21 protein-coding genes are annotated in these 21,620 nt (G+C 67.1%); 12 read left to right on the top strand and 9 right to left on the bottom strand.

What is annotated here, in order from left to right; translation table 11 throughout:
* The first annotated feature begins 2 nt into the window (after positions 1 to 2).
* From trpC to AC4JJG_RS16760, 9 genes are all read left to right on the top strand, one after another.
* The gene (trpC, locus tag AC4JJG_RS16720) at positions 3 to 821 is read left to right on the top strand and encodes an indole-3-glycerol phosphate synthase TrpC (protein ID WP_495400378.1); all 819 of its coding nucleotides are present in this window, start codon (positions 3 to 5) and stop codon (positions 819 to 821) included.
* A 41-nt stretch (positions 822 to 862) separates the two neighbouring features.
* Positions 863 to 2,152 carry a tryptophan synthase subunit beta gene (trpB, locus tag AC4JJG_RS16725; protein WP_495400379.1) on the top strand — a complete coding sequence of 430 codons (1,290 nt, stop codon included), beginning with the start codon at positions 863 to 865 and terminating at the stop codon, positions 2,150 to 2,152.
* On the top strand, positions 2,149 to 2,979 hold the full coding sequence (gene trpA, locus AC4JJG_RS16730) for a tryptophan synthase subunit alpha (protein ID WP_495400380.1): 831 nt from the start codon (positions 2,149 to 2,151) through the stop codon (positions 2,977 to 2,979). The genes trpB and trpA overlap by 4 nt, the downstream gene beginning before the upstream one ends.
* 9 nt (positions 2,980 to 2,988) lie before the next feature.
* Positions 2,989 to 4,410 carry a prolipoprotein diacylglyceryl transferase gene (lgt, locus tag AC4JJG_RS16735; protein WP_495400381.1) on the top strand — a complete coding sequence of 474 codons (1,422 nt, stop codon included), beginning with the start codon at positions 2,989 to 2,991 and terminating at the stop codon, positions 4,408 to 4,410.
* 130 nt (positions 4,411 to 4,540) lie between these two features.
* Positions 4,541 to 5,974, top strand: a complete 1,434-nt coding sequence (pyk, locus tag AC4JJG_RS16740) for a pyruvate kinase (protein ID WP_495400382.1) — start codon at positions 4,541 to 4,543, stop codon at positions 5,972 to 5,974.
* A 56-nt stretch (positions 5,975 to 6,030) separates the two neighbouring features.
* Positions 6,031 to 6,906: an acyl-CoA thioesterase gene (locus AC4JJG_RS16745; RefSeq protein WP_495400383.1), complete on the top strand. Its 876-nt coding sequence runs from the start codon at positions 6,031 to 6,033 to the stop codon at positions 6,904 to 6,906.
* 58 nt (positions 6,907 to 6,964) lie between these two features.
* Positions 6,965 to 7,483 (top strand): hypothetical protein, encoded by a 519-nt coding sequence (locus AC4JJG_RS16750; RefSeq protein ID WP_495400384.1) that lies wholly within the window; start codon positions 6,965 to 6,967, stop codon positions 7,481 to 7,483.
* A 147-nt stretch (positions 7,484 to 7,630) separates the two neighbouring features.
* The gene (locus AC4JJG_RS16755) at positions 7,631 to 9,553 is read left to right on the top strand and encodes an ABC transporter ATP-binding protein/permease (protein ID WP_495400385.1); all 1,923 of its coding nucleotides are present in this window, start codon (positions 7,631 to 7,633) and stop codon (positions 9,551 to 9,553) included.
* A 115-nt stretch (positions 9,554 to 9,668) separates the two neighbouring features.
* Positions 9,669 to 11,495, top strand: a complete 1,827-nt coding sequence (locus AC4JJG_RS16760) for an AMP-dependent synthetase/ligase (RefSeq protein WP_495400386.1) — start codon at positions 9,669 to 9,671, stop codon at positions 11,493 to 11,495.
* Here AC4JJG_RS16760 and AC4JJG_RS16765 read toward each other — a convergent pair.
* The gene (locus tag AC4JJG_RS16765) at positions 11,453 to 12,172 is read right to left on the bottom strand and encodes a DUF998 domain-containing protein (RefSeq protein ID WP_495400517.1); all 720 of its coding nucleotides are present in this window, start codon (positions 12,170 to 12,172) and stop codon (positions 11,453 to 11,455) included. The genes AC4JJG_RS16760 and AC4JJG_RS16765 overlap by 43 nt on opposite strands.
* A gap of 85 nt (positions 12,173 to 12,257) precedes the next feature.
* Here AC4JJG_RS16765 and AC4JJG_RS16770 point away from each other — a divergent pair, with 85 nt between their 5' ends.
* The gene (locus AC4JJG_RS16770; protein ID WP_495400518.1) at positions 12,258 to 13,094 is read left to right on the top strand and encodes an SDR family NAD(P)-dependent oxidoreductase; all 837 of its coding nucleotides are present in this window, start codon (positions 12,258 to 12,260) and stop codon (positions 13,092 to 13,094) included.
* 22 nt (positions 13,095 to 13,116) lie between these two features.
* On the opposite strand, the gene AC4JJG_RS16775 is transcribed toward AC4JJG_RS16770, so the two are convergent.
* From AC4JJG_RS16775 to AC4JJG_RS16785, 3 genes are all read right to left on the bottom strand, one after another.
* Positions 13,117 to 13,530: a YchJ family protein gene (locus AC4JJG_RS16775; RefSeq protein WP_495400387.1), complete on the bottom strand. Its 414-nt coding sequence runs from the start codon at positions 13,528 to 13,530 to the stop codon at positions 13,117 to 13,119.
* Positions 13,527 to 14,159 (bottom strand): DUF2461 domain-containing protein, encoded by a 633-nt coding sequence (locus AC4JJG_RS16780; RefSeq protein ID WP_495400388.1) that lies wholly within the window; start codon positions 14,157 to 14,159, stop codon positions 13,527 to 13,529. The genes AC4JJG_RS16775 and AC4JJG_RS16780 overlap by 4 nt, the downstream gene beginning before the upstream one ends.
* A 126-nt stretch (positions 14,160 to 14,285) precedes the next feature.
* Positions 14,286 to 15,722 (bottom strand): amino acid permease, encoded by a 1,437-nt coding sequence (locus AC4JJG_RS16785; RefSeq protein ID WP_495400389.1) that lies wholly within the window; start codon positions 15,720 to 15,722, stop codon positions 14,286 to 14,288.
* Between the two features lie 160 nt (positions 15,723 to 15,882).
* Here AC4JJG_RS16785 and AC4JJG_RS16790 point away from each other — a divergent pair, with 160 nt between their 5' ends.
* Both AC4JJG_RS16790 and AC4JJG_RS16795 read left to right on the top strand, forming a co-directional pair.
* Complete coding sequence (locus tag AC4JJG_RS16790; RefSeq protein WP_495400390.1) at positions 15,883 to 16,464, top strand: LptM family lipoprotein; 582 nt, start codon at positions 15,883 to 15,885, stop codon at positions 16,462 to 16,464.
* 47 nt (positions 16,465 to 16,511) lie between these two features.
* Positions 16,512 to 17,354, top strand: coding sequence for a hypothetical protein (locus tag AC4JJG_RS16795; protein ID WP_495400391.1), 843 nt, complete (start codon positions 16,512 to 16,514; stop codon positions 17,352 to 17,354).
* 13 nt (positions 17,355 to 17,367) lie between these two features.
* On the opposite strand, the gene AC4JJG_RS16800 is transcribed toward AC4JJG_RS16795, so the two are convergent.
* The 5 genes from AC4JJG_RS16800 to phnL all read right to left on the bottom strand — a co-directional run bounded on the left by AC4JJG_RS16800 (position 17,368) and on the right by phnL (position 21,618).
* The gene (locus tag AC4JJG_RS16800) at positions 17,368 to 18,102 is read right to left on the bottom strand and encodes a PaaX family transcriptional regulator C-terminal domain-containing protein (RefSeq protein ID WP_495400392.1); all 735 of its coding nucleotides are present in this window, start codon (positions 18,100 to 18,102) and stop codon (positions 17,368 to 17,370) included.
* Between the two features lie 333 nt (positions 18,103 to 18,435).
* Entirely contained in the window at positions 18,436 to 18,981 is a 546-nt protein-coding gene (gene phnN, locus AC4JJG_RS16805; protein ID WP_495400393.1) for a phosphonate metabolism protein/1,5-bisphosphokinase (PRPP-forming) PhnN, read from the bottom strand.
* Positions 18,978 to 20,156: an alpha-D-ribose 1-methylphosphonate 5-triphosphate diphosphatase gene (locus AC4JJG_RS16810; protein ID WP_495400394.1), complete on the bottom strand. Its 1,179-nt coding sequence runs from the start codon at positions 20,154 to 20,156 to the stop codon at positions 18,978 to 18,980. The genes phnN and AC4JJG_RS16810 overlap by 4 nt, the downstream gene beginning before the upstream one ends.
* Positions 20,153 to 20,890 (bottom strand): DUF1045 domain-containing protein, encoded by a 738-nt coding sequence (locus AC4JJG_RS16815; protein WP_495400395.1) that lies wholly within the window; start codon positions 20,888 to 20,890, stop codon positions 20,153 to 20,155. Before AC4JJG_RS16815 ends, AC4JJG_RS16810 begins: the two co-directional genes overlap by 4 nt.
* Positions 20,887 to 21,618, bottom strand: a complete 732-nt coding sequence (gene phnL, locus AC4JJG_RS16820) for a phosphonate C-P lyase system protein PhnL (protein WP_495400396.1) — start codon at positions 21,616 to 21,618, stop codon at positions 20,887 to 20,889. The genes AC4JJG_RS16815 and phnL overlap by 4 nt, the downstream gene beginning before the upstream one ends.
* Positions 21,619 to 21,620: the final 2 nt, after the last annotated feature.

Consider the following 21,620-nt stretch of genomic DNA (forward strand, 5'->3'; position numbering starts at 1 on the left):
ACATGAGTTCACCGACCGTCCTCGATTCCATCATCGAGGGAGTGAAGGCAGATGTCGCGGCGCGGGAGGCCGAGCTCGACTTCGCCGCCATCAAGGCGGCGTCGGAGCGGGCGCGCGAACCCCGTGATGCAATGGCCGCGCTTCGCGAGCCGGGTATCGGCGTGATCGCGGAAGTGAAGCGGGCCAGCCCGTCGAAGGGTGAGCTGGCGACGATCGCCGACCCGGCCGAACTCGCGTCGGCCTACGAGGCAGGCGGCGCCCGCATCATCAGTGTGCTCACCGAGGAGCGCCGGTTCCACGGTTCGCTCGCCGACCTCGACAGCGTGCGTGCGGCCGTCGACATCCCGGTCCTGCGCAAGGATTTCATCGTCGGCCCGTACCAGATCCACGAGGCCCGGGCGCACGGCGCCGACGTCATCCTGCTGATCGTCGCCGCCCTCGAACAGAATGTCCTCGCATCGCTGCTCGACCGGACGGAGAGCCTCGGTATGACGGCTCTCGTCGAGGTGCACACCGAAGAAGAGGCCGATCGTGCGCTGGAGGCGGGCGCGAGCGTCGTCGGTGTGAACGCGCGCAATCTGAAGACCCTCGAGGTGGACCGCGACAGCTTCGCGCGTATCGCGCCCGGCTTGCCGTCGCAGGTGATCCGCGTGGCCGAGTCGGGCATCCGCGGCACCGCCGACCTCCTCGCCTACGCCGGTGCGGGTGCCGATGCGGTGCTCGTCGGCGAAGGGCTGGTGACCAGTGGCGATCCGCGGACCGCGGTCTCCGAGTTGGTCACCGCCGGTACGCATCCGTCGTGCCCGAAGCCGGTTCGCTGAAACCTCTTCGCCGCACGAGACGACCCCGACACGAGAAGAACGTGACCGACAACAGCACCGCTTCCACCGCCGCCTATCCGACCGCGAGCGCCGGACTCACCACGCACACGTCCGTCGAGCCCAGTGAGAGCGGCCATTTCGGCGAGTACGGCGGCCGGCACGTGCCGGAGGCGCTGATGGCGGTGATCGACGAGGTCACCACCACGTATCTGAAGCTCCGGCGCGATGACGAGTTCCTCGCCGAACTCGATCGCCTGCAGCGCGATTACACGGGTCGCCCGTCACCCCTCTACGAGGCCACTCGACTGAGTGAATTGGCCGGTGGCGCAAGGGTTTTCCTGAAGCGAGAGGACCTCAACCACACCGGGTCGCACAAGATCAACAATGTGCTCGGCCAGGTATTGCTGGCCCGCCGGATGGGCAAGACGCGGGTCATCGCGGAGACCGGGGCGGGTCAGCACGGCGTGGCGACGGCCACCGCCTGTGCGCTGTTCGGTATCGAGTGCATCGTCTACATGGGGCGTGTCGACACCGATCGTCAGGCGCTCAACGTGGCGCGTATGCGTCTGCTGGGTGCCGAGGTGATCGCCGTGGACACCGGCTCAGCCACCCTCAAGGATGCCATCAACGAGGCCATGCGCGACTGGGTCACCAACGCGCACAACACCTATTACTGTTTCGGCACCGCGGCCGGACCTCATCCGTTCCCGGCGATGGTCCGCGACTTCCAGCGGGTCATCGGACTCGAGGCGCGCGCGCAGATCCTCGAGAAGACCGACCGCCTGCCCGATGCCGTGGTCGCCTGCGTCGGCGGCGGTTCGAACGCCATCGGCATCTTCGATCCGTTCATCGACGACCCGGACGTTCGCCTCATCGGGTATGAAGCTGCCGGCGACGGCGTCGAAACCGGCCGTCACGCAGCAACTTTCGCCGGTGGTACGCCGGGCGCCTTCCAGGGCGCGTACTCGTATCTCCTGCAGGACGAGGACGGCCAGACCATCGAGTCGCACTCCATCTCCGCCGGCCTCGATTATCCGGGGGTCGGCCCCGAACACGCCTTCCTCAAGGATGTCGGACGAGCCGAGTACCGGCCCATCACCGACACCGAGGCGATGGACGCGTTGTCGGTGCTGAGCCGGCGTGAGGGCATCATCCCGGCCATCGAGTCGGCGCATGCCGTCGCGGGCGCACTCCAGCTCGGTCAGGAACTGGGGGAGGGCGCGATCATCGTCGTGAGCCTGTCCGGGCGCGGCGACAAGGATGTGGAAACCGCGGGCAAGTGGTTCGGGCTGTTCGACAAGCCCCAGGGAAATGAGAGTGGCCAGTCATGACCGTCACCCACGTGGCGCCCTCCCGGCTGGGACCGACCTTCGCGGCCTGTAAGGCCGAGGGCCGCGCGGCCCTGATCGGGTACCTGCCCGTCGGATATCCGACGCTCGACGATTCGATCACGCATTTCCGCACCATGGTGGAGTCCGGATGCGACATCATCGAGGTCGGTGTGCCCTACTCGGACCCGGTGATGGACGGCCCGACCATCCAGGAGGCGGCCGACACGGCGTTGCGCAACGGAGTCCGCGTGCGTGACCTGTTCACCGCGGTGGAGGCGATCGCGGCGGCAGGCGGACAAGCCGTGGTCATGAGCTACTGGAATCCGGTTCTCAAGTACGGTGTCGACGCGTTCGCTCGCGATCTGGCGAGCGCAGGCGGCGCCGGCATGATCACCCCGAATCTCATCCCGGAGGAGGGTGGTGCGTGGCATGCCGCGTCGGACGCGCACGACCTCGACCGGATCTACCTGGTCGCACCGTCGTCGACACCGGAACGCCTGGCGATGACCGTCGACGCGTCCCGCGGGTTCATCTACGCGGCCTCCACGATGGGGGTCACCGGAGCACGTGACGCGGTCTCCGACATGGCGCCTGCCCTGTGCGCCCGGGTACGCGACCACTCCGACATCCCGATCGGTGTCGGGCTCGGGGTGCGCGATCGTGCGCAGGCGGCGGAGATCGCCGCCTACGCCGACGGTGTGATCGTGGGGTCGGCGCTGGTGAGCGCTGCCCGGGAGAGCGACCGCGCGCTTGCCACACTGGTCGGTGAGTTGGCCGAAGGGGTTCGCGAAGCGAGTGGGCCGAAAGCCGCATCCGCCACGAAGTAGGGTGACAGCGTGACGGTGCCAACCGCCCCGACCGGGGTGACCCTCAGCGATCTGTCCGTGTCCGCAGGATCGACGGTCCTGGCCTACCTGCCCAGCCCGCCGCGTGGCGTCTGGGAATTGGGGCCGGTGCCCATCCGTGCCTACGCACTCTGCATCATCGTCGGCATCATCGTCGCGGTCTGGTGGGGGAACCGCCGTTGGATGGCGCGCGGTGGTCAGGACGGCGAGGTTCTCGACGTCGCGATCTGGGCGGTGCCGTTCGGTCTGATCGGTGGTCGCCTCTATCACGTGGCGACGGACTGGCAGACCTACTTCGGCGACGGCCCCAAGGAACCGATCGACGCATTGAAGATCTGGGACGGTGGTCTCGGAATCTGGGGTGCGGTGCTGTTCGGTGCGCTCGGTGCCTGGATCGGTGCCCGCCGCATGGGCATCCGACTGCCGCCCTTCGGCGACGCGATCGCGCCGCCGATCCTGCTCGCCCAGGCGATCGGCCGCCTCGGCAACTACTTCAACCAGGAGCTGTACGGTCGCGAGACGACGGTGCCCTGGGGCCTGAAGATCTACGAGCGGGTCGACGCCGACGGTCAGGTCGACCTGATGGCCGGCTCGTCGAACGGCCATGTGGTGGCCATCGTGCACCCGACGTTCCTGTACGAACTGCTGTGGAATCTCGCCGTCGTCATCCTGCTCGTGCTGATCGACCGACGCTTCCGGATCGGGCATGGTCGCCTGTTCGCGATGTACGTCGCGGCGTACTGCGTCGGCCGGTTCTTCGTCGAACTGATGCGCTCCGATCACGCCACCGAGGTCTTCGGGGTGCGTATCAACGTCTTCACCTCGATCATCGTGTTCGCCTGTGCGGCAGCCTATGTCGTGCTGGCGCCACGGGGACGGGAGGTCGGGCTTGCGATGTACTGGCCGTGGCGCGCGGAGCAGTTGGCCGACGAGGGTGCGGTCGGCTACGTCGATGACCGGTACGACGAGTACGACGACGAGCCGTACGACGACGATCGACACGACGCCGAGGACGTCGACGATGCCGATCAGGATGACGTGCCCATCGGCGCGCGGGACACCGAACCGGTTGACGCCGCTGCGGTAGTCGAGCCGGGTGCGGTGGAGTCCCGTACCGTCCACCACCATTCCTTCGACGCCGAACCGGCCGCCTCCGAACCCGCGGATACCGTGCCGGTCGTGACCGACGCCGACGCGTGGACCCTCGAATCCGCCGACGCGACACCGGATGACACCGAAACCGGGGACGTGTCTGCGGATGACACCGAAGCCGGTGACGTGTCTGCGGATGACACCGGAACGGGTGACACGACGGCGGACGCCGACGATCCGGGCGCAACCGACGACGAGGCGGCCACGTCCGCGGAGGCCGTCGACGGGGACGACCCCGCCGACCGTCCGGAACGTTCCTGACCCGCAACGCTTTTCCGGAACCGCAGGTCCTCCGGGGATGACCCGGGCGGCACCAACCGGATATGTCCGCCAGATGACAAATGCCGACATCCATGGCAGCCGGTCGCGCGGGCCGACTAAGGTGAGCACAGTGACACGGCGAACCAAGATTGTCTGCACGCTCGGCCCGGCGACAAACTCCGAGGAGAAGCTCCAGGAGCTCGTCGACGCGGGGATGGATGTGGCGCGGCTGAACTTCAGCCACGGCACACATGAGGATCACCGCGAGGTGTACGAGCGGGTTCGCCGGTGCGGCGACACCGCGGAGAAGGCCGTCGGTGTGCTCGCCGATCTCCAGGGACCGAAGATCCGCCTCGGGAAATTCCGCGACGACGGTGCGCTGAACGGCGAGGTCCAGTGGAACACCGGCGAGGAAGTCCGTATCACCGTCGACGATGTCGAGGGCACCCACGATCGGGTCTCGACCACCTATAAGCAACTCGCCGAGGACGCGAAAGCCGGCGACCGCCTCCTCGTCGATGACGGCAAGGTGGGACTGACGGTCACCGGCGTCGACGGCAACGACGTCGTGTGCCGGGTCACCGAGGGCGGACCGGTCAGCAACAACAAGGGCCTCTCGCTGCCCGGCATGAACGTGTCCGTGCCCGCATTGTCGGAGAAGGACATCGCCGACCTGGAGTTCGCGCTGCGCCTCGGCGTCGACATGATCGCACTGTCCTTCGTGCGCAGTCCGTCCGACATCGAGCTGGTGCACGAGGTCATGGATCGAGTGGGCCGACGTATCCCGGTGATAGCGAAACTCGAGAAGCCCGAGGCCATCGAGAATCTCGAGGCGATCGTGCTGGCCTTCGATGCGATCATGGTCGCCCGCGGTGACCTCGGCGTCGAGCTGCCGCTGGAAGAGGTCCCGCTGGTGCAGAAGCGGGCCATCCAGATGGCCCGCGAGAACGCGAAGCCGGTGATCGTCGCGACGCAGATGCTCGATTCGATGATCGAGAACTCGCGGCCGACGCGCGCCGAGGCGTCGGATGTCGCGAACGCGGTGCTCGACGGTGCCGACGCCGTCATGCTGTCCGGCGAGACCTCCATCGGCAAGCACCCCATCGAATCCGTGCGCACCATGGACCGGATCGCGCGGGCCGTCGAGGGCGGCTCCCGTGCGGTGCCGCCGCTGTCGCACGTGCCACGCACCAAACGAGGCATCATCTCCTACGCGGCCCGCGACATCGGCGAACGGCTCGAGGTCAAGGCACTCGTCGCGTTCACCCAGTCCGGCGATACCGTCCGGCGCCTCGCCCGCCTGCACTCGAAGCTGCCGCTGCTGGCGTTCACCCCCACGCAGGAGGTGCGCAGTCAGCTCGCATTGAGTTGGGGCACAGAGACTTTCATCGTGGACCGAGTGGACACGACGGACAACATGATCGATCAGGTCGACCATCAGCTGATGGAGATCGGTCGACTCAATCGCGGTGACGTCGTGGTGATCGTGGCCGGCGCGCCGCCCGGAACCGTCGGTTCGACGAACATGATCCACGTCCACCGCATCGGCGAACAGGATCACTGACCGTCCGGAAACAGCCCGGTCGGGCTGTCGGGCCGGGGGCGCCATAGGGTGATGCCATGACGGCGCAACCCTCAGAGGATCTGGCACAGTTGCTCGAACTGCTCGATGTCGAGCAGCGCGGCGACGACCTGTTCATCGGTCAGCACCCGGAGCAGAAGACGGCGCGGACCTTCGGAGGGCAGTTGCTCGGGCAGGGTGTGGTGGCCGCCGCCCGCACCCTCACGCGCGGCAATCCGCCGGTCCACGCGCTGCACGCGCACTTCATCCGCGGCGGTGACGTCGACAAGCCGATGGAGTACCACGTCGCCCGATTCCGTGATGGCAAGTCTTTCGCGAATCGCCAGGTCACGGCCGTGCAGGACGACACCGAGATCTTCACGATGCTCGTCGCCTTCCAGGACAACGCGGCGGGTCTCGAGCACGCGGTGGAGATTCCGCAGGTGCCCTATCCCGAGGAGTTGCCGCCGCTGGGTGAGCATTTCAAGGGTTATGAGGACCGCATTGCGACCTTCGTGAACGCCATGCACCCGATCGACATCCGCTTCGCCAACGATCCGACCTGGAAGGTCCGGGACGCCGGCGCGAAGCTCACCGAGAACCGCGTGTGGATGAAGACCGACGGGCCGATGCCGGACGACCCGATCCTGCATGTGGGCGCGATGTGTTACGCCTCCGACACCACGGTCCTCGACTCGATCATCACCACCCACGGCCTGTCCTGGGGGATCGACCGGCTCTTCGCGGCGACGGTCAATCATTCGATGTGGTTCCACCGCGAATTCCGTTTCGACGACTGGCTGCTCTACGCCACCCGGTCACCTGTGGCCACGGGGTCCCGCGGCATGGGGTCGGGCCGCTTCTGGATGCGCGACGGCACCCTGGCGACGTCCGTCGTGCAGGAGGCTCTCATCAAATACTTCCCGCCGAAATGACGCCCGCCGGGGTGAACAACGCCGAGTCGATCGGTGCCCGAGTGGCACACTGTGCAGCATGAGTGACGGCACGGATCCATCCACGGAATCGACCGCCAGTGGCCACGTGACCCCGTCGTCGAGTGAGCGGGGCGGCGCTCCGCAACTCTGGCTGACACCGGGACCGATGTTGCCGAAGCGCACATGGCAGCGATCGAGCCGGCTACCGGTCATCCTGCTGACCGTGCTCGCCTCGATCGGTTTCGCGATCGTCGCGCTGTTCGTTCTGCTCGGCGGCTGCGTCAACGCCACGTTCTTCACGGCCAAGGGCGGGGTCGTCTGCCCGTCGCAGACCACCACCTCGCGGGCGATCGGCCCGGGCACACCCGTGGTGATCTACGACGAGACCGGTGACGTTCTGGCCCGCACGGCGCTGGGCAACCCGGAGCAGGTCGACGATCGGTGCGAGCTGCGCTTCACCGCGACGGAGGTCGTCGCCGGACACGGCACCTACGTGGTGCGAGTGGGAGATCTGTTCCAGGAGAACGTGTCCGAGTCCGCCCTGCTGCGTGGCGCCGTCTTACGCCCGGTGCCCTGAGCCCGGAGAGCGGTGGCCGGCGCGCCCGGTGAAATATCTCTCCGCGATCACGGTGGCGGTTACCCACGACTGTGATTCGTCATCGGGTTAGACTTCGGCGATCTTTCCCACGGTTCCCGGTGGGAGCCGCGTGACGAAGGGTGATCGATGGAGTACAGCGTCGATTGGAACAACGAGGTCTGGGCGTCGCTGAAGTGGCTCGCCATCGTCATGGCGATCTCGCTGGTGTGCTTCGTCGTCGTCGGATTCCTCCTCGCCAGATTCACCAGGTGGGGCCGCGAGTTCTGGCGGGTGAGCGGAGATCTCTTCGTCAGCCCGGAAACGCGCGTCGGGACGTGGGGATACCTGCTGCTGTTGTTGTTCCTCTCGCTGCTGGGCGTCCGGTTGGCCGTCTTGCTCTCGTACTACAGCAACGATTTCTTCACGGCTCTCCAGACCGTGGCCGCAGGCCTGGCGGGCGACGGTCCACAGGCGCAGGAGACCCTGGAGGCCGGAAAGTCCGGATTCTGGCATGCGATGGTGGTCTTCGCGATCCTTGCGACGATCCATGTGGTGCGGACCCTGGTCGAGATCTGGGTGGGGAGTGCGTTCGAGGTCCGGTGGCGTACCTGGTTGACGGCCGGTGCCACGTCCGACTGGCTGGACGCACAGGCGTTCTACCGGAACCGGTTCGTCGATCTCGGCGACACCAACGATGACGCGAAGATTCAGCCCGGCGTGGACAATCCCGATCAGCGCATCGAAAGCGACATCACCAACGTCGCCACCTCGTCGCGGACCCTCGTCTTCAGCAGCAACGGATCGTCGACGAACGGTGTCATTCCGGCCATCGTCACGGTGGTGTCGTTCACCAAGATCCTGTGGGACCTGTCGGGGCCGATGACGCTCCTGGGCGTCGAGATCCCGCGTGCGATGGTGTGGCTGGTCTTCATGTATGTGCTCATCGCAACCGTCGTGGCGTTCTGGATCGGCCACCCCCTCATCCGGTTGAACTTCTGGCGCGAACGCCTGACGGCGAACTTCCGCTACGCGCTCGTGCGAGTCCGCGACGGAGCGGAGAACGTCGCGTTCTACCGGGGCGAGAATGTCGAGCATCGCGGGCTCATGGCTCGCTTCTCCGCGGTCATCGCGAACTTCTGGCAGATCGTGTACCGAAACCTCAAATTCGTGGGCTGGAACTTCTCCGTCTCGCAGGCGTCAGGCGTTTTCCCGTACATCGTGCAGGCCCCGCGCTTCTTCAGCGGTCAGATCAAACTCGGTGATGTCAGTCAGACCGCCAGCGCATTCGGCAACATGCACGATTCGCTTTCGTTCTTCCGGGAGTCGTACGCGCAGTTCGCGGACCTTCGCGCCTCGATCATCCGCCTCGACGGACTCGCCGACGCCGACGCCAAGGCCCGCGACCTCCCGATCATTTCCACCGTCGATGCCGACCGGACGGTCGGGCTCACCGATGTCGACATCCGCACACCCGACGGGCGGGCCCTGATCGACGACCTCACCCTGTCCCTCGACCCGGGCCGCGCACTGGTGGTCAAGGGCCGCTCCGGAAGTGGCAAGACGACGTTGCTGCGCGGCCTGGCCGGCCTGTGGCCGTTCGTCGACGGTGAGTTCGCGCGTCCGCCGGGGAACCGAACCCTCTTCCTGTCACAGATGCCCTACATCCCGCTCGGGGATCTCCGTACCGCGGTGTCGTATCCGGCGGCGCCCGGTGAGGTGAGCGACGACGAGATTCGTGCGGCTCTCGAGGCGGTGTTCCTGCCTCATCTCACGGATCGCCTCGACGAGGAACGGGATTGGGCGAAGGTCCTGTCACCCGGCGAGCAACAGCGCGTGGCGTTCGCCCGAATCCTGCTGATCCGACCGGATGTCGTCTTCATGGACGAGGCGACATCGTCACTGGACGAGGGCCTCGAGCTGTCCCTCTACTCCCTGATCCGCACGGAACTTCCCGACATGATCGTGGTGTCGGTGAGCCACCGCAGCTCCACCGATCAGCACCACACCGACGTCCTGAGGTTGACCGGGGACGGCGGCTGGACCCTCGGTGCGATGGCGGATAAGGACTGACCAGCGGAGCGAACCCGCCATTTTACGAATTCATTACCAGTTCGCGGATATCCCTCCGAGGGAGCCCGGTCGCTCATTACGGTGGTCGCAACCACGTCGCGAGTAGGGGCTCCGGATGACACACGCAGATCGAATCACGTTCGCACATGAGGGCGGACGACCAGTGGCCACACTGGTCGAGGCATTCCAGGAGACGGTCACGGTGCGGCCCGACGCCGTTGCGTTGCGGACCGTCGGCGGAATCGAGGAGATCACCTGGCGCGAATACGCCCGGCGGGTCGAGGCCATTGCACGCGGCCTTTCTGCGCTGGGCGTCGGCAGAGGCGACACCGTCGGCATCATGCTGACCAACCGTCCGGAATTCCATCTCGTCGACACCGCGGCACTCCATCTCGGCGCGGTCCCGTTCTCGATCTACAACACGAGCTCGCCCGAACAGATCGAGTACCTCTTCGGCAACGCGGAGAATCGGGTCGTCGTCACCGAGCAGGTGTTCCTGCCCGCGATCCGGGCGGCGCGGACGCAGGCCGAGACGACGATCGTGGTGGACGGCACGGCGACCGGTGCGATGACGCTGGCCGAGCTCGAGGCCGGGGCCGCCGACTCGACGCTGGACTTCGCCGCGAGTTGGCAGGCCGTGCAGCCCGAGGATCTGGCGACACTGATCTACACGTCCGGCACCACCGGACCGCCCAAGGGTGTCGAGATCACCCACCGCAACATCATCGCCCAGCTCGTGGGCCTCGCCGAACATGTGGACGCGGGCTTCGACGACCGGGTGATCTCGTACCTGCCCGCCGCGCATATCGCCGACCGGGTGTCCTCGCATGCGGCAAACATGGTGCGGGGCATCCAGATCACCACGTTGCCCGACCCCCGTGAGATCGCGGTCGCTCTCGGTGACGTCCATCCGACGTTCTTCTTCGGTGTGCCGCGCGTGTGGCAGAAGCTGCGTGCGGGCATCGAGGCGAAGATGGCCGAGGAGACGAGTCCGGTCAAGAAGAAGCTCGCGGCCTGGGCCCTGGGGGCCGGTGCCGCGGCCGCTCGCGCCCAACTCGACGGTCGTGGCGACGGCGGTGTCCAGCACCGCCTGGCCGACAAACTGGTGCTGCACAAGGTGCGTTCCGCGATCGGTATGGACCAGATCAACTTCGCTGGCTCGGGTGCCGCCGCCATTCCGGCCGAGGTCCTCGAGTTCTTCCTCGGACTGGGCATCCCGGTCCTCGAGGTCTGGGGTATGTCGGAGACGACCGGCGTCTCGACCATGACCACTGCCGAGAACCTGAAGATCGGCACCGTGGGCAAGCCGCTCACCGGGGTCGAGGCGTCCTTGGGCGAGGACGGCGAGTTGCTGATCCGCGGCCCGGTGGTGATGCGCGGGTACCGCAAGCAACCCGACAAGACCGCCGAGACCATCGACGCCGACGGCTGGCTGGCCACCGGCGACATCGCCACCATCGACGACGCGGGCAATGTCACCATCGTCGACCGCAAGAAGGAACTGATCATCAGCGAGGGCGGAAAGAACATGTCGCCCACCAACATCGAGAACGCCATCAAGGCGGCCTCGTCGCTGATCGGTCAGATCGTGGCGATCGGCGACGCGAAGCCGTTCATCTCGGCGCTGGTGGTCCTCGACCCGGATGCGATCGCGGTGCGCGCCAAGAAGATGGGCATTCCGGATGCCGACCTGGCGACTCTGGCGGCACGGCCGGAGATCGTCGAGGAGGTCACCGCGGCGGTCCGGGCCGGCAACGCCAAACTGTCCGGCGTCGAGAAGGTCAAACGATTCACCATCGTCCCGACCGCGTGGGATCCGGGTGGCGACGAACTCACGCCGACGATGAAATTGAAGCGCTCGCCGATCGCGGCCAAGTACGCCGAGCAGATCGCCGGACTCTACGACGGATCGCCGTCGTCGGAGATCGTCGACCTGCGCTGAGACGGCAGACAGTCGCGAAGGATTGTCGCCGCCCAGAGGATCATCCACGCCGACATGCCGCCGACCTGGATGCGTTGCGCCAGGCCGAGCCGGTAGTCACCGTGCAGATTGTCGGCGACGAGCATCCACACGGTCGAGATGACGATCACGACGATGAGTGCGAAACCCGCGGTACGTAACCTACGCCAGATCGAGAACCTCTGGGCGGCAACCGTTCCGGCGACCATCGTGACGGACAGTGACACAACGGCGAGGGTGCTCGTCAGCGCGTGGATGTGATGTAGCTGGGGAAACAACCCGCTCGGTTCGGCCGGGCAGCCGGCGTCGACGCCCGGGATGCACTCGATCGGCGACAGTACGTCGGTAAGAGTTGCCGCGCCGAAGCAGGCGAAGGCGATGGCCGCCACGATTGCCGGCCATGCCCGGACAAGGGGCCGCGGAATCAACAGCACCGCCCCCGCGAGCAGGGCGCTGCTCGCGGTGACGATGTCGCCCGCCATATACACGCCGCGGTGAGGCCGGTGCGCCGCGTCCAGCTCACTGAGGAAAGTGCGGAGCGGATCCAGTTCGAGGGGCCAGAGGAACTGGAGGAGCCAGGACGAATAGCAGATGCCCGCCGTGGCGACGAGGAACCCCGCCACACAGCCTCGCAGCATCGCCGGCCGGTCTCCGCGCATGGTCACCGGATCAGCCTAGCGAGACGGCGAATGGGTATATTCCAGGCCGTATCGAACAATCGTTGGGGGAGGACGCGTGAAGAACCTGGTGCGCTCGGTGATGCTCAATCCGATTCCGACGCCGCGGTCGCTGCTGTCGGCCGTCGGGTCGGGTCCGGACCTGCGGGGCCGAACGGTTCTGCTGACCGGCGCGTCGTCCGGGATCGGCGAAGCCATCGCCGATCGGCTGGCCGGACACGGAGCACGTCTGATCCTCGTGGCGCGCGGCGAGCAGGAGCTGTCCCGGGTCCGTGACGACCTGGTGGCGGCCGGGGCCGAAGCGCATATGGTGCCCACCGATCTGACCGATCCCCAGGCGGTCGACGCTCTCGTCGGCACGGTCATCGGGAACTTCGGTGCGCCGGATGTGGTGATCAACAATGCCGGGCGGTCCATCCGCCGCACGGCCTTCGACGCCGCGGACCGTTTCCACGACTACGAGCGCACCATGGCCATCAACTACTTCGGCCCGGTCCGACTCACCCTTGCGTTGCTGCCGGCTCTCCGGGAGGCCGGCGGAGCTCACGTCATCAACATCGCCACCTGGGGGACGACCGCCGGGGTGATGCCGAAGTTCACCGCCTATCACGCGTCGAAGGCCGCCCTCGCCGCTTTCGGGCGCAGTCTCGGTGCGGAAGAAGAGGATTCGGGCATAACAGTCACCACCCTGGGCTTCCCGCTCGTCCGCACGCCGATGATCGCACCGACCGCCGACTACGACTCGATGGCCGCACTGACTCCCGAGGAGGCCGCCGAGTGGGTGCTCACCGCGATCCGGACGCGACCCGTCGAGCTGTATCCGGCGTATGCCGCATTGCTGCGCCTGGTATCCGCCGCCTCACCCCGGTTGGCCGATCATCTGGTGCGGCAGTCGGGTATCTGAGGATCGTCCGCGGGTTGCGGCGCTATCCGCCGCCGACGTCCCCGTCGTGGTAGAACCATGAGCCGTCGATCCGTTCGAATGGGCTTGACTCCTGCAGACTTTCGCGTGTGGTGCCCACCCGGTAGTGGGCGGTGAACGACACCGTGCCGGTCGAGTCGAACGGCGTCCCACCGGTGGTCGCTCCGATGTCGAGGCGATACCAGCGCATCTCCGGATCGATGGTGATGTCCGGCGGGCGAGTGTCGGGATGCCAACTGGCGAGCAGGTATTCGGTGTCGCCGACCGCGAAAGCGGTATATCGCGAACGCATCAGTGCCACCGCGGTAGCGGCGCGACGTTCGCGGCGAAGAACGGGTCCGCAGCATTCGCCGAAGACCTCGCCGGTGCCACACGGACAACGGGCCTGGTCCGCCGGATGGCCTGCCGGGCCGGTCATGTCGCACCGTGGTGGACGGCCCACTGCACGAGGTCGACCGTCGCGCGCCAGTCGCTGCGGATTCGGTCGACCAGCGACGGTGTGTGGATGATCTCGTCGAAACCGTAGTCCTTGGTCGCGGTCAGCGACTTGTGCCGCAGCAGATCGATCCTCGGGTGATCGACGGAGTATCCACGCGGCGCGGTCTTGAGTGTGGAACCACCGATCTCCCAATCGTTTTCAATCAGCGCGTCGACGACACGGCGGAGCGTCGGGCCGTGTTTCCGATGGTCGATGGCCGCGCGGATCGCGGCGAGCCGGTCGGCCTCCGCATGATAGAAGCCCGCGGCTATGCGGACACCGGGGGCGCCGATCTGTACGTAATAGCCGGTCGCCGGAGCAAGCGCCACGAACGCACCCTGGTGCGTCTTGTACGGCGTCTTGTCCTTGGCGAACCGCACGTCCCGATACGGCCGGAAGATCTTCGCGGCGCCGAATTCGTCGGCCAACTCGTCGGCAAGTGCGGTCATGGGCTCCAGTACCGCGGTGCGGTACTGCTCCTTGTGGGCCTCCCAGAACACCTTCGAGTTGTCGATCTCCAGATCGTCGTAGAAGTCCAGTGCCGCGGTCGGAAATCCCTGAAACGACATGACGCCAGGATACGGGTCGGTGAATCCGCGGGGCCGCGCGCAGAGGTTGCGCTTTGCTGCGCCTACCGCGTCGAACTGCAACCTCCTACGGGTGGTGACGACGGCGCGGGGTGGTGCGGAGCGCGGTTACCTGTGCGACGAGATGGACTGTGCCTGACGGTGTGCCGTGGCGCCGGCGCCGAAGCGGGACCAGATCAGGTAGCCGACGACGACGCCGCCGAACCAGATCGCGCCGACGACCAGGGCCACCCGGCCGTCCTTGTTGAAGAACAACAGGACGAAGACGAGCGCGAGGAAGGCGAGTGCCAGCCAGGTCGTCACCGGCGCGCCGGGGACGCGATAGTCCGAGGCGGGGAGTTCGCCGCGGGCCACCCGGCGCCGATACGCCATCTGGCACAACAGGATCGTGGACCAGACCACGATGATGCCGACCGTGGACACCGACGTGATGTAGGTGAACGCGTGCTTCGGGTCGACGACGTTGACCACCACGCCGATGGCCATCATGGCGGCGCTCAGGATGATGCCCGCTGCGGGCACCCGGCGTGCGGACAGTCGTTCCATCACGCGGGGAGCGTCTCCGCGCTGGGCGAGCGAACGCAGCATGCGGCCCGTCGAGTAGATGCCCGAGTTGCACGACGACAGGGCCGCGGTGAGCAGGATGAAGTTGACGATCCCGGCCGCACCGGGAATGCCGATGTAGGAGAACACCGAGACGAACGGGCTCTGTCCCTCCTGATAGTCGCGCCAGCTGCGTACCGACAGGATGACGATGAGCGATCCGACGTAGAAGACGCCGATTCGGAAGGGCACCGAGTTGATCGCCTTGCGCAGTGTGACCCGCGGATTCTGTGCCTCGCCCGCGGTCACGCCGACGAGTTCGACGCCGACGTAGGCGAACATCACGATCTGCAGGCTCAGCAGCGCATTGGTGAAGCCGGTGGCGAAGAATCCGCCGTCATTCCAGAGATTGGTGACGCTCGGACCGTGTTCCGGGCCGAGTCCGGAGATCGGCAACAGCACCCAGATGCCGATGATGATCATGCCCAGGATGGCCGTCACCTTGATCGCCGAGAACCAGAACTCGGCCTGGCCGAACAATCCGACCGAGATCAGGTTGGCGCCGAACAGCACGATCAGCGCCACCAGTGCGGTGACCCAGACCGGGATGGACGGCCACCAGTAGTTGATGTACTTGCCCGCGACCGTGATCTCGGCCATGCAGGTCGTGGTCCAGACCGCCCAGTAGGTCCAGCCCTGGCTGAATCCGGCAAAACGCCCGAGGAACTCGTCCGCGTACTCGCTGATGCCGCCGGACACCGGACGGTAGATCAGGAGCTCGCCGAGCGCGCGCATCACGATGAAGACCGCCAGACCGGCCAGTGCGTACGCGAGAATCAGTGCGGGACCGGCCTTCTCGATGGCACCGCCGGCGCCGTAGAACAGGCCCGTGCCGATGGCGCCACCGATGGCGATCATCTGCACGGTTCGCGTGGTGAGGCCGCGCTGATAACCCTCGTCGGTCTCGGGCTGACTGATCGACCGGGTCGGTTCGGATGTCACGTGGGCAACTCCTGGGAGTCTGTTCGTTTACTGACCTAATGAATGTAGAGGCAGGACATGCCGAACGCACCGCAAGGGGGGATCTCGCCCCTGCCGTGCCCGATTTCCGGTGGCTACCGTGGCAGCGCACGTGACCCTTGGATCAGCAAAGGAAACCTTGATGCGCCGACTGTTCTTGATCGCAATCGCACTGGTCACCGCGTTCGCGCTGGCCGGATGTGGGGGAGGAAAGCCCGATCAGCAAGCGGCCCGCGACGGTCTGGCCCAGTTGCTCAACTCTCGCGCGACGACCCCGGACCCGCAGCTCGCGAAGGATGTCGCCGACTGCATGATCGACAAAGTCTGGGACAGTGCTCACGAGAAGACCTTGAACGCATGGGCCGACGGCAAGGAGGACAACGAGGAGGTCTCCGACAACGTCGTCGTCTTCACCGCGTCGAAGGAGTGCAATGAGGCGGCATCGCAGCGGCGAAAGGACGAGCGAAAGAAGGCTCTCGGTCCGATGCCGACCGATTCCCAGATCAAGCAGGGTCTGACAGCTGCGCTGATGAAGCAATCCGCGAAGCCCACCCGCGCCGAGGCCGCGAAGATCGCCGACTGCATGCTCGACGACCTTCGCTCGAAGGTGTCCGAGACAACGCTTCGGTCGTGGGCGAAAGGCAGCAATGAGGTGACCGTCGAGGATTCGAGCGAGGTCCGGTCGGTGGGCGCCGAATGCGGCGAGAAGGTCATCAACGGTTGATCCCGGCTGTCCACGGTTCATGGGACCGCATGGGCGACACTGGGTGGGTGACAGAGGAGCCGATCGGCGACGCCGCCGATGTATGGGTGACATCCCGGACGACCGGGGAACGCGATTTCCGGGGACGTATCACGGTGCAGGATCTCCGGACGGTCGTCACCCACACGATGTCGGACGACGGACCGAACGGCCCGAATGGCGTGGTGACGCAATACATTCTGGCCGCGGCGGAGAAGCAACTGCATGACGGGCTGCGGGGAGCGGTCGGCACCGGCACCGGCGCCGACCGCGACACCGTCTTCCTCGCGCGCATGGTTCCTCTGGAGACCTTCGGTCCGGATGTTCTCGACATCAGCCGCAATAACCTCCGGCGGCGGTGGGCGACGGCGACGGACTGGCTCGACGACGTGATCGCCTACGCGCTACGTCCGGGCCGCGCCGACGACCATGCGAGGTCCGCGGTGGCCGCCGCGACGGAGCTGATCGGCAGGCCACTGGGCGAGATCGTCTCGGCGGTCGCGGCCGGTGAGGTTGCCGCCGAACGGGATCCGGCTCGCTTCGGGCTCGCCGAGACGATCCGCACGCTGTGGCCCGACCATCCCGCAGTGCGGACGTCGCTGAGCACACTCGACGAGTATCCGATGCGGTGGTGGATCCCGGTCTACGCCCACGTTCTTGACGTCTACGGTCTGGAGCTCATTGCCGGTCTCAGCCTGCCCGATTTCGCCTGGCCGTTGCTCGCCCTCGTCGAGCAGGAGGCCAGGGCCGCGGAAGCGGACGGTCGCGCTGCACGCGCCATTCTGGCGCTGATGAGTGGTTGTCTCGTCGACCGGCACAGCGGCGCGCGCATGACACCCGACGAGGTCGCGGCCCGGGTTCCACCGCGATGAGGTCCGCGGACGGTCACTGCTGAGGGTCTCCGACGAATTGCTGTGCGTAGGTGCCGAATTCGGTGCGGAACTCGCGGTAGGCGGAACGGAGTTCGGCACCCGGCCACCGGGCCGGCAGATACTCGGCGGGCAGGATCGGGTCGCGGAGGATGTGGCGCACCATGGCGGCGGCCACTTCCAGTCGGTCACGCAGCACCGTCGACCGGGCGAAGGCGGCGAGCAGTTCGTCGGCGGTGGCCGACCAGGCCGGTGGATCGAAGAGCTGCTCGGCCAGTGCGGCAGGCTGGTCCGGTCGCGCCGACATGTAGATGAGTCGTGGATGGTCGACCTCGTGCGCCGTGCGCGCAAGATTGTCCGGACGCGCCCATACACCTTCCCGGATCTCTCCGAACTTGGCCGCCTGCAACGACTCCCGCAAGGCCGCACGATCGGCGGCCTCACCACTCCCGGTGATGACGATGAGGCGCCACTGCCCGTCCCAGGGCACGAGTTCGGGATCGAGCGAACGATCCTGTCGTTCCTGTCGTGCCACCAGCCGCGGGGGGAGTCGATAGGTGGAATCGGTACGTTCCAGATCGCCCGCGGACACCATGCGTGTCAGCGCGGCGCGGACGGTCGTCTCCTGCACCCCGAGTTCGCCGGCCAACCGCACGATCGCGTTGACCGGCGCCTGTGGCGGATGCGCGCCGAGCAGCACGCTCAGTACCGCGGAGCGGGCGGTGAGCGGGCGGACCGAGATGGACGACATCTCAGTGATCCTAGTTGCTCGGTCTCGATACGCTGCGGACTCGCTGCGCTCGCCCGCAGCTACTCGACCAGCGGGGAGAGGCTACCTCCGCCGGCGCGCGGCTGTTCGACCGGTGGGGGGCGTCACCTGCGCTGGCGGGCGGCAGTTCGACGGGTGGGGGGCGTCACCTGCGCTGGCGCGCGGCTGTTCGACCGGTGGGGGCGTCACCTGCGCTGGCGCGAGGCTACTCGGCCCTCGCTGATCGAGTAGCCCGCGAGCGCAGCGAGCGTGCGTATCGAGATCACGGCGCCCGCTGACCGAGTGGACCCCGAGCGCAGAGAACGCGTATCGAGATCACCCCAGGGCGGCGATGACCCGGACGAGCTCGTCGCCGGCGTCGGCGAGAGCGCCGTCGTTGCGGATCTCATGATCGGCACGATGATCCGGAGCCGGGTCCGCACGGGCGAGGCGACCCGCCACCTGCTCGCCGTCCTCGCGTCCGCGGGCACGAAGACGCATGTCCCGTACCGCATCCGAGACGGTCACCCGCACCACGACGAGGCGCGCGTACCGCAGCGCGAGGGCGTCGAGCATGCCCCGCGAGACGTTGGCGACCACCGCGGTTCCCGCGGCGACGGCGTGATCCACGTCAGCAGGCATGGCGTACCGGAGACCGTGCGCGGACCAGTGGAACGCGAATTCGCCGTGCACACGCCGTTTCTCGAACTCGGCCTCGTCGACCGGGCGATGCTGTTCGCCGTCGCCCGGCGGACGCGTGATCACCCGCTGCGGGAAGTACGCGGCGGTCCGTCCCCGCGCGTAGTCGAGGAGTGAGTCCTTGCCGACACCACTCGACCCGACCACCGCGACGAACGCTCCGGGGCCCAGCGCAACGGTCATGACACGCGCACGCCGGTGCGGTAGACGCCCCGGACCACCGGGACCTCACGACCGTTCGGGTGACGGTCGGTGGCCGGCATCCGGTGCGATCGGACCCGCACCAGGTCCGCCCGCTTACCGACCGCGATCTCCCCGCGGTCATCGAAACCCACCGCCCGTGCCGGATTCCCGCTGATCAGGCGTGCACCTTCGGTCAGTGGCAGCAGGTCGTCGGCGGCCATCTGGAGGACGGCCTGCAGCGGACTCGCCGGCACGTAGTCGGACGAGAGGATGTGCAGCAGTCCACGGTCGAGCAGATCGCTGGCCGCCACATTGCCGGACTGGCTGCCACCGCGCGCGATGTTCGGTGCACCCATGACCACCTGGAGGCCCTTCTCGGTGGCGGCCCGCGCGGCGACCACGGTGGTGGGGAACTCGGAGATGTGCACGCCGAGACCGACCGATTCCTCGACATGGTCGACCGTGGCGTCGTCGTGTGCGGCAAGGGTGATCCCGCGTTCGGCGGCCAGCGCCGAGAGCTTCTGCCGATGCGCGTCGGCGTACAGGGCGGATTGTTCGAGACGGTCCGCGATGAGGGCGTCGATCTCCTCCGCGAGAACCCGGCCCTTGCCGAGGTAGTAGCGCCGGAACTGTTCCACATCGGCGTACTGGCGCTGTCCCGGTGCGTGATCCATGAGGGAGATGAGACGCAGGTGCGGGTCGTCGGCGAACTCGTCGAACGCGGTCAGGCAGTCCTCCGTGGACACCTCGCAGCGAAGATGGATCGCGTGATCCGCGCGCAGCAGACCGGCATCGGCCGCGGTCTCCACCGCGTCGGCGAGACGATGTGCGTTCGCCGCGGTGGAATCGGTATCCGTTGACTCCGAGCCGATCCGGACGGCGTCGAGGACGGTGGTCGCGCCCGCCGCGGCCATCTGGGCGTCATGTGCGAGCACCGCGGGCACCGCGTCCCACATCACTCCGGGGCGCGGGGAGAAGTGGTATTCGAGGTGATCGGTGTGGAGTTCCACCACGCCCGGCATCAGATAGTCGCCGTCGAGATCGTCGCCGGTTGTGCCGGCCGTGGTGTGTGGACGGATATCGGCGATCAGGCCGTCGCGAATCAGTATGTCGCCGTGCAGGATCTGATCGTCGAGCACGATGTGGGCATTGGTGAGGACGGTGTCCGTGCTCATCGCGGGATTCCTTCCTGTCGCCGCAGCGCGGCAAGCGGGTGAGCGGAGTGAAGTGTGAACGGTGCATCGGGGACGTCCTGGACGAAGACCGCGAGGGCATCCAGTGCGACATCCCGGCCGAGGAGCGAGGCGAACCAGTTGCTCAGCACCGGTTCGACCTCCGGATGATGTTCGGAGGGCAGGGAGTCGGTGAGGGTCAGGTGGAACCGGAACTCCTCGCGGACATACGGATAGCCCCACCGCTCGAGCAATTCGCGCTGTCCACTGGTCAGCGCGGCCGGATTGCGTCGCGCCCGCTCCGCGTCGGTCAGTGGAGCCCGAAAACCGTCGAGTTCGGTGACCACCGTGTCGGCGAGGCAGTGCAGTCCGTAGTGGTCCGCGCCCGGTACCAGCGCGAGAAAGGAACCCAGACGCGCGAGGGTGAGGTTCGCGATGGAGACCGGCGGCACCCTGGCCGCCAGCTCGTCCACCGCCCGGGCCAGATCGTCGGCGGTGCGCCCCGGCGCCAGGTGGAAGGGGGCCTTCAGCGTGCCGTGGAAGCCGTAGCCGCGTGGGGCCACCGTGATGGCGTCGACATCGGCCCGCGACCACCCGCCGGGTGCTTCGACCGGACAGGGACGTCCGTCCGCGGTCCGGCCGAGCCAGGTCTCCGCGCGATCGCGCAACTCACCCGCCAGCGGGTCGGAGCCGAATCCCGGTGCGGCATAGACCGCTACGCGCCAGGGGGTGGTCATGCCCGTGTCCCCGCCAGTTGCTGCGCGGTGGGGGTGAACGCCGACACGTCGACCAGCCGGTCGGCGACGGAGGCGCGCACATCACCGTCGTGGAAGATGCCCAGCAGGCCGGTGCCGCGTGCGCACTTCTCCCGGATCAGGCCGATGACGACATCCCGGTTCGCGGCGTCGAGTGACGCCGTCGGCTCGTCCAGCAGCAGAAGTGGCAGATCCGGCAGGAAACCCCGCGCGATGTTGACGCGCTGCTGTTCTCCGCCGGAGAAGGTGGCGGGCGGCAGCTCCCACAGACGTTCGTCGATGCCCAGACGGGTGAGCAGTTCCGCGGCGCGTGCGAGTGCCGAGTCGGAGTCGACGCCGCGCGCCAGCAGCGGCTCGGCGACGACCTGCAGCGTGGGTACCCGGGGAACGCACTGCAGGAACTGGCTGACGTACCCGACCCGCTCCCGGCGAGCGGCGAGCACGGTGCGGGCGTCGGCGACGGCAACGTCGATCACCGGGTCGCCGCCGCCCATCCGGATGGAGCCGGAGTCCACGCCGTAGTTGCCGTAGACCATCTTGAGAATCGAACTCTTACCGGTGCCGGACGCGCCGTCGAGGACGACGCACTCGCCCGGGCGCACCTCGAAGGTCAGGCCGGCGAGAACCGGCAGCCGGATGCCGCCCTGCAGATGCATGGTGAAGGTCTTGCCGACGCCGTCGACGTCGAGCACTGGTTCTGATGTGGTCATGG

The sequence above is a fragment of the Gordonia sp. B8661-1 genome, from assembly GCF_059427765.1.

Excerpts from the sequence above, each read along its gene's own strand:
- trpC (WP_495400378.1), top strand. The coding sequence starts at position 3 with ATGAGTTCACCGACCGTCCTCGATTCCATCATCGAGGGAGTGAAGGCA.
- trpA (WP_495400380.1), top strand. The coding sequence starts at position 2,149 with ATGACCGTCACCCACGTGGCGCCCTCCCGGCTGGGACCGACCTTCGCG.
- AC4JJG_RS16745 (WP_495400383.1), top strand. The coding sequence starts at position 6,031 with ATGACGGCGCAACCCTCAGAGGATCTGGCACAGTTGCTCGAACTGCTC.
- AC4JJG_RS16750 (WP_495400384.1), top strand. The coding sequence starts at position 6,965 with ATGAGTGACGGCACGGATCCATCCACGGAATCGACCGCCAGTGGCCAC.
- AC4JJG_RS16755 (WP_495400385.1), top strand. The coding sequence starts at position 7,631 with ATGGAGTACAGCGTCGATTGGAACAACGAGGTCTGGGCGTCGCTGAAG.
- AC4JJG_RS16760 (WP_495400386.1), top strand. The coding sequence starts at position 9,669 with ATGACACACGCAGATCGAATCACGTTCGCACATGAGGGCGGACGACCA.
- AC4JJG_RS16765 (WP_495400517.1), bottom strand. The coding sequence starts at position 12,172 with ATGCGCGGAGACCGGCCGGCGATGCTGCGAGGCTGTGTGGCGGGGTTC.
- AC4JJG_RS16775 (WP_495400387.1), bottom strand. The coding sequence starts at position 13,530 with ATGACCGGCCCGGCAGGCCATCCGGCGGACCAGGCCCGTTGTCCGTGT.
- AC4JJG_RS16780 (WP_495400388.1), bottom strand. The coding sequence starts at position 14,159 with ATGTCGTTTCAGGGATTTCCGACCGCGGCACTGGACTTCTACGACGAT.
- AC4JJG_RS16790 (WP_495400390.1), top strand. The coding sequence starts at position 15,883 with ATGCGCCGACTGTTCTTGATCGCAATCGCACTGGTCACCGCGTTCGCG.
- AC4JJG_RS16800 (WP_495400392.1), bottom strand. The coding sequence starts at position 18,102 with ATGTCGTCCATCTCGGTCCGCCCGCTCACCGCCCGCTCCGCGGTACTG.
- phnN (WP_495400393.1), bottom strand. The coding sequence starts at position 18,981 with ATGACCGTTGCGCTGGGCCCCGGAGCGTTCGTCGCGGTGGTCGGGTCG.
- AC4JJG_RS16810 (WP_495400394.1), bottom strand. The coding sequence starts at position 20,156 with ATGAGCACGGACACCGTCCTCACCAATGCCCACATCGTGCTCGACGAT.
- AC4JJG_RS16815 (WP_495400395.1), bottom strand. The coding sequence starts at position 20,890 with ATGACCACCCCCTGGCGCGTAGCGGTCTATGCCGCACCGGGATTCGGC.
- phnL (WP_495400396.1), bottom strand. The coding sequence starts at position 21,618 with ATGACCACATCAGAACCAGTGCTCGACGTCGACGGCGTCGGCAAGACC.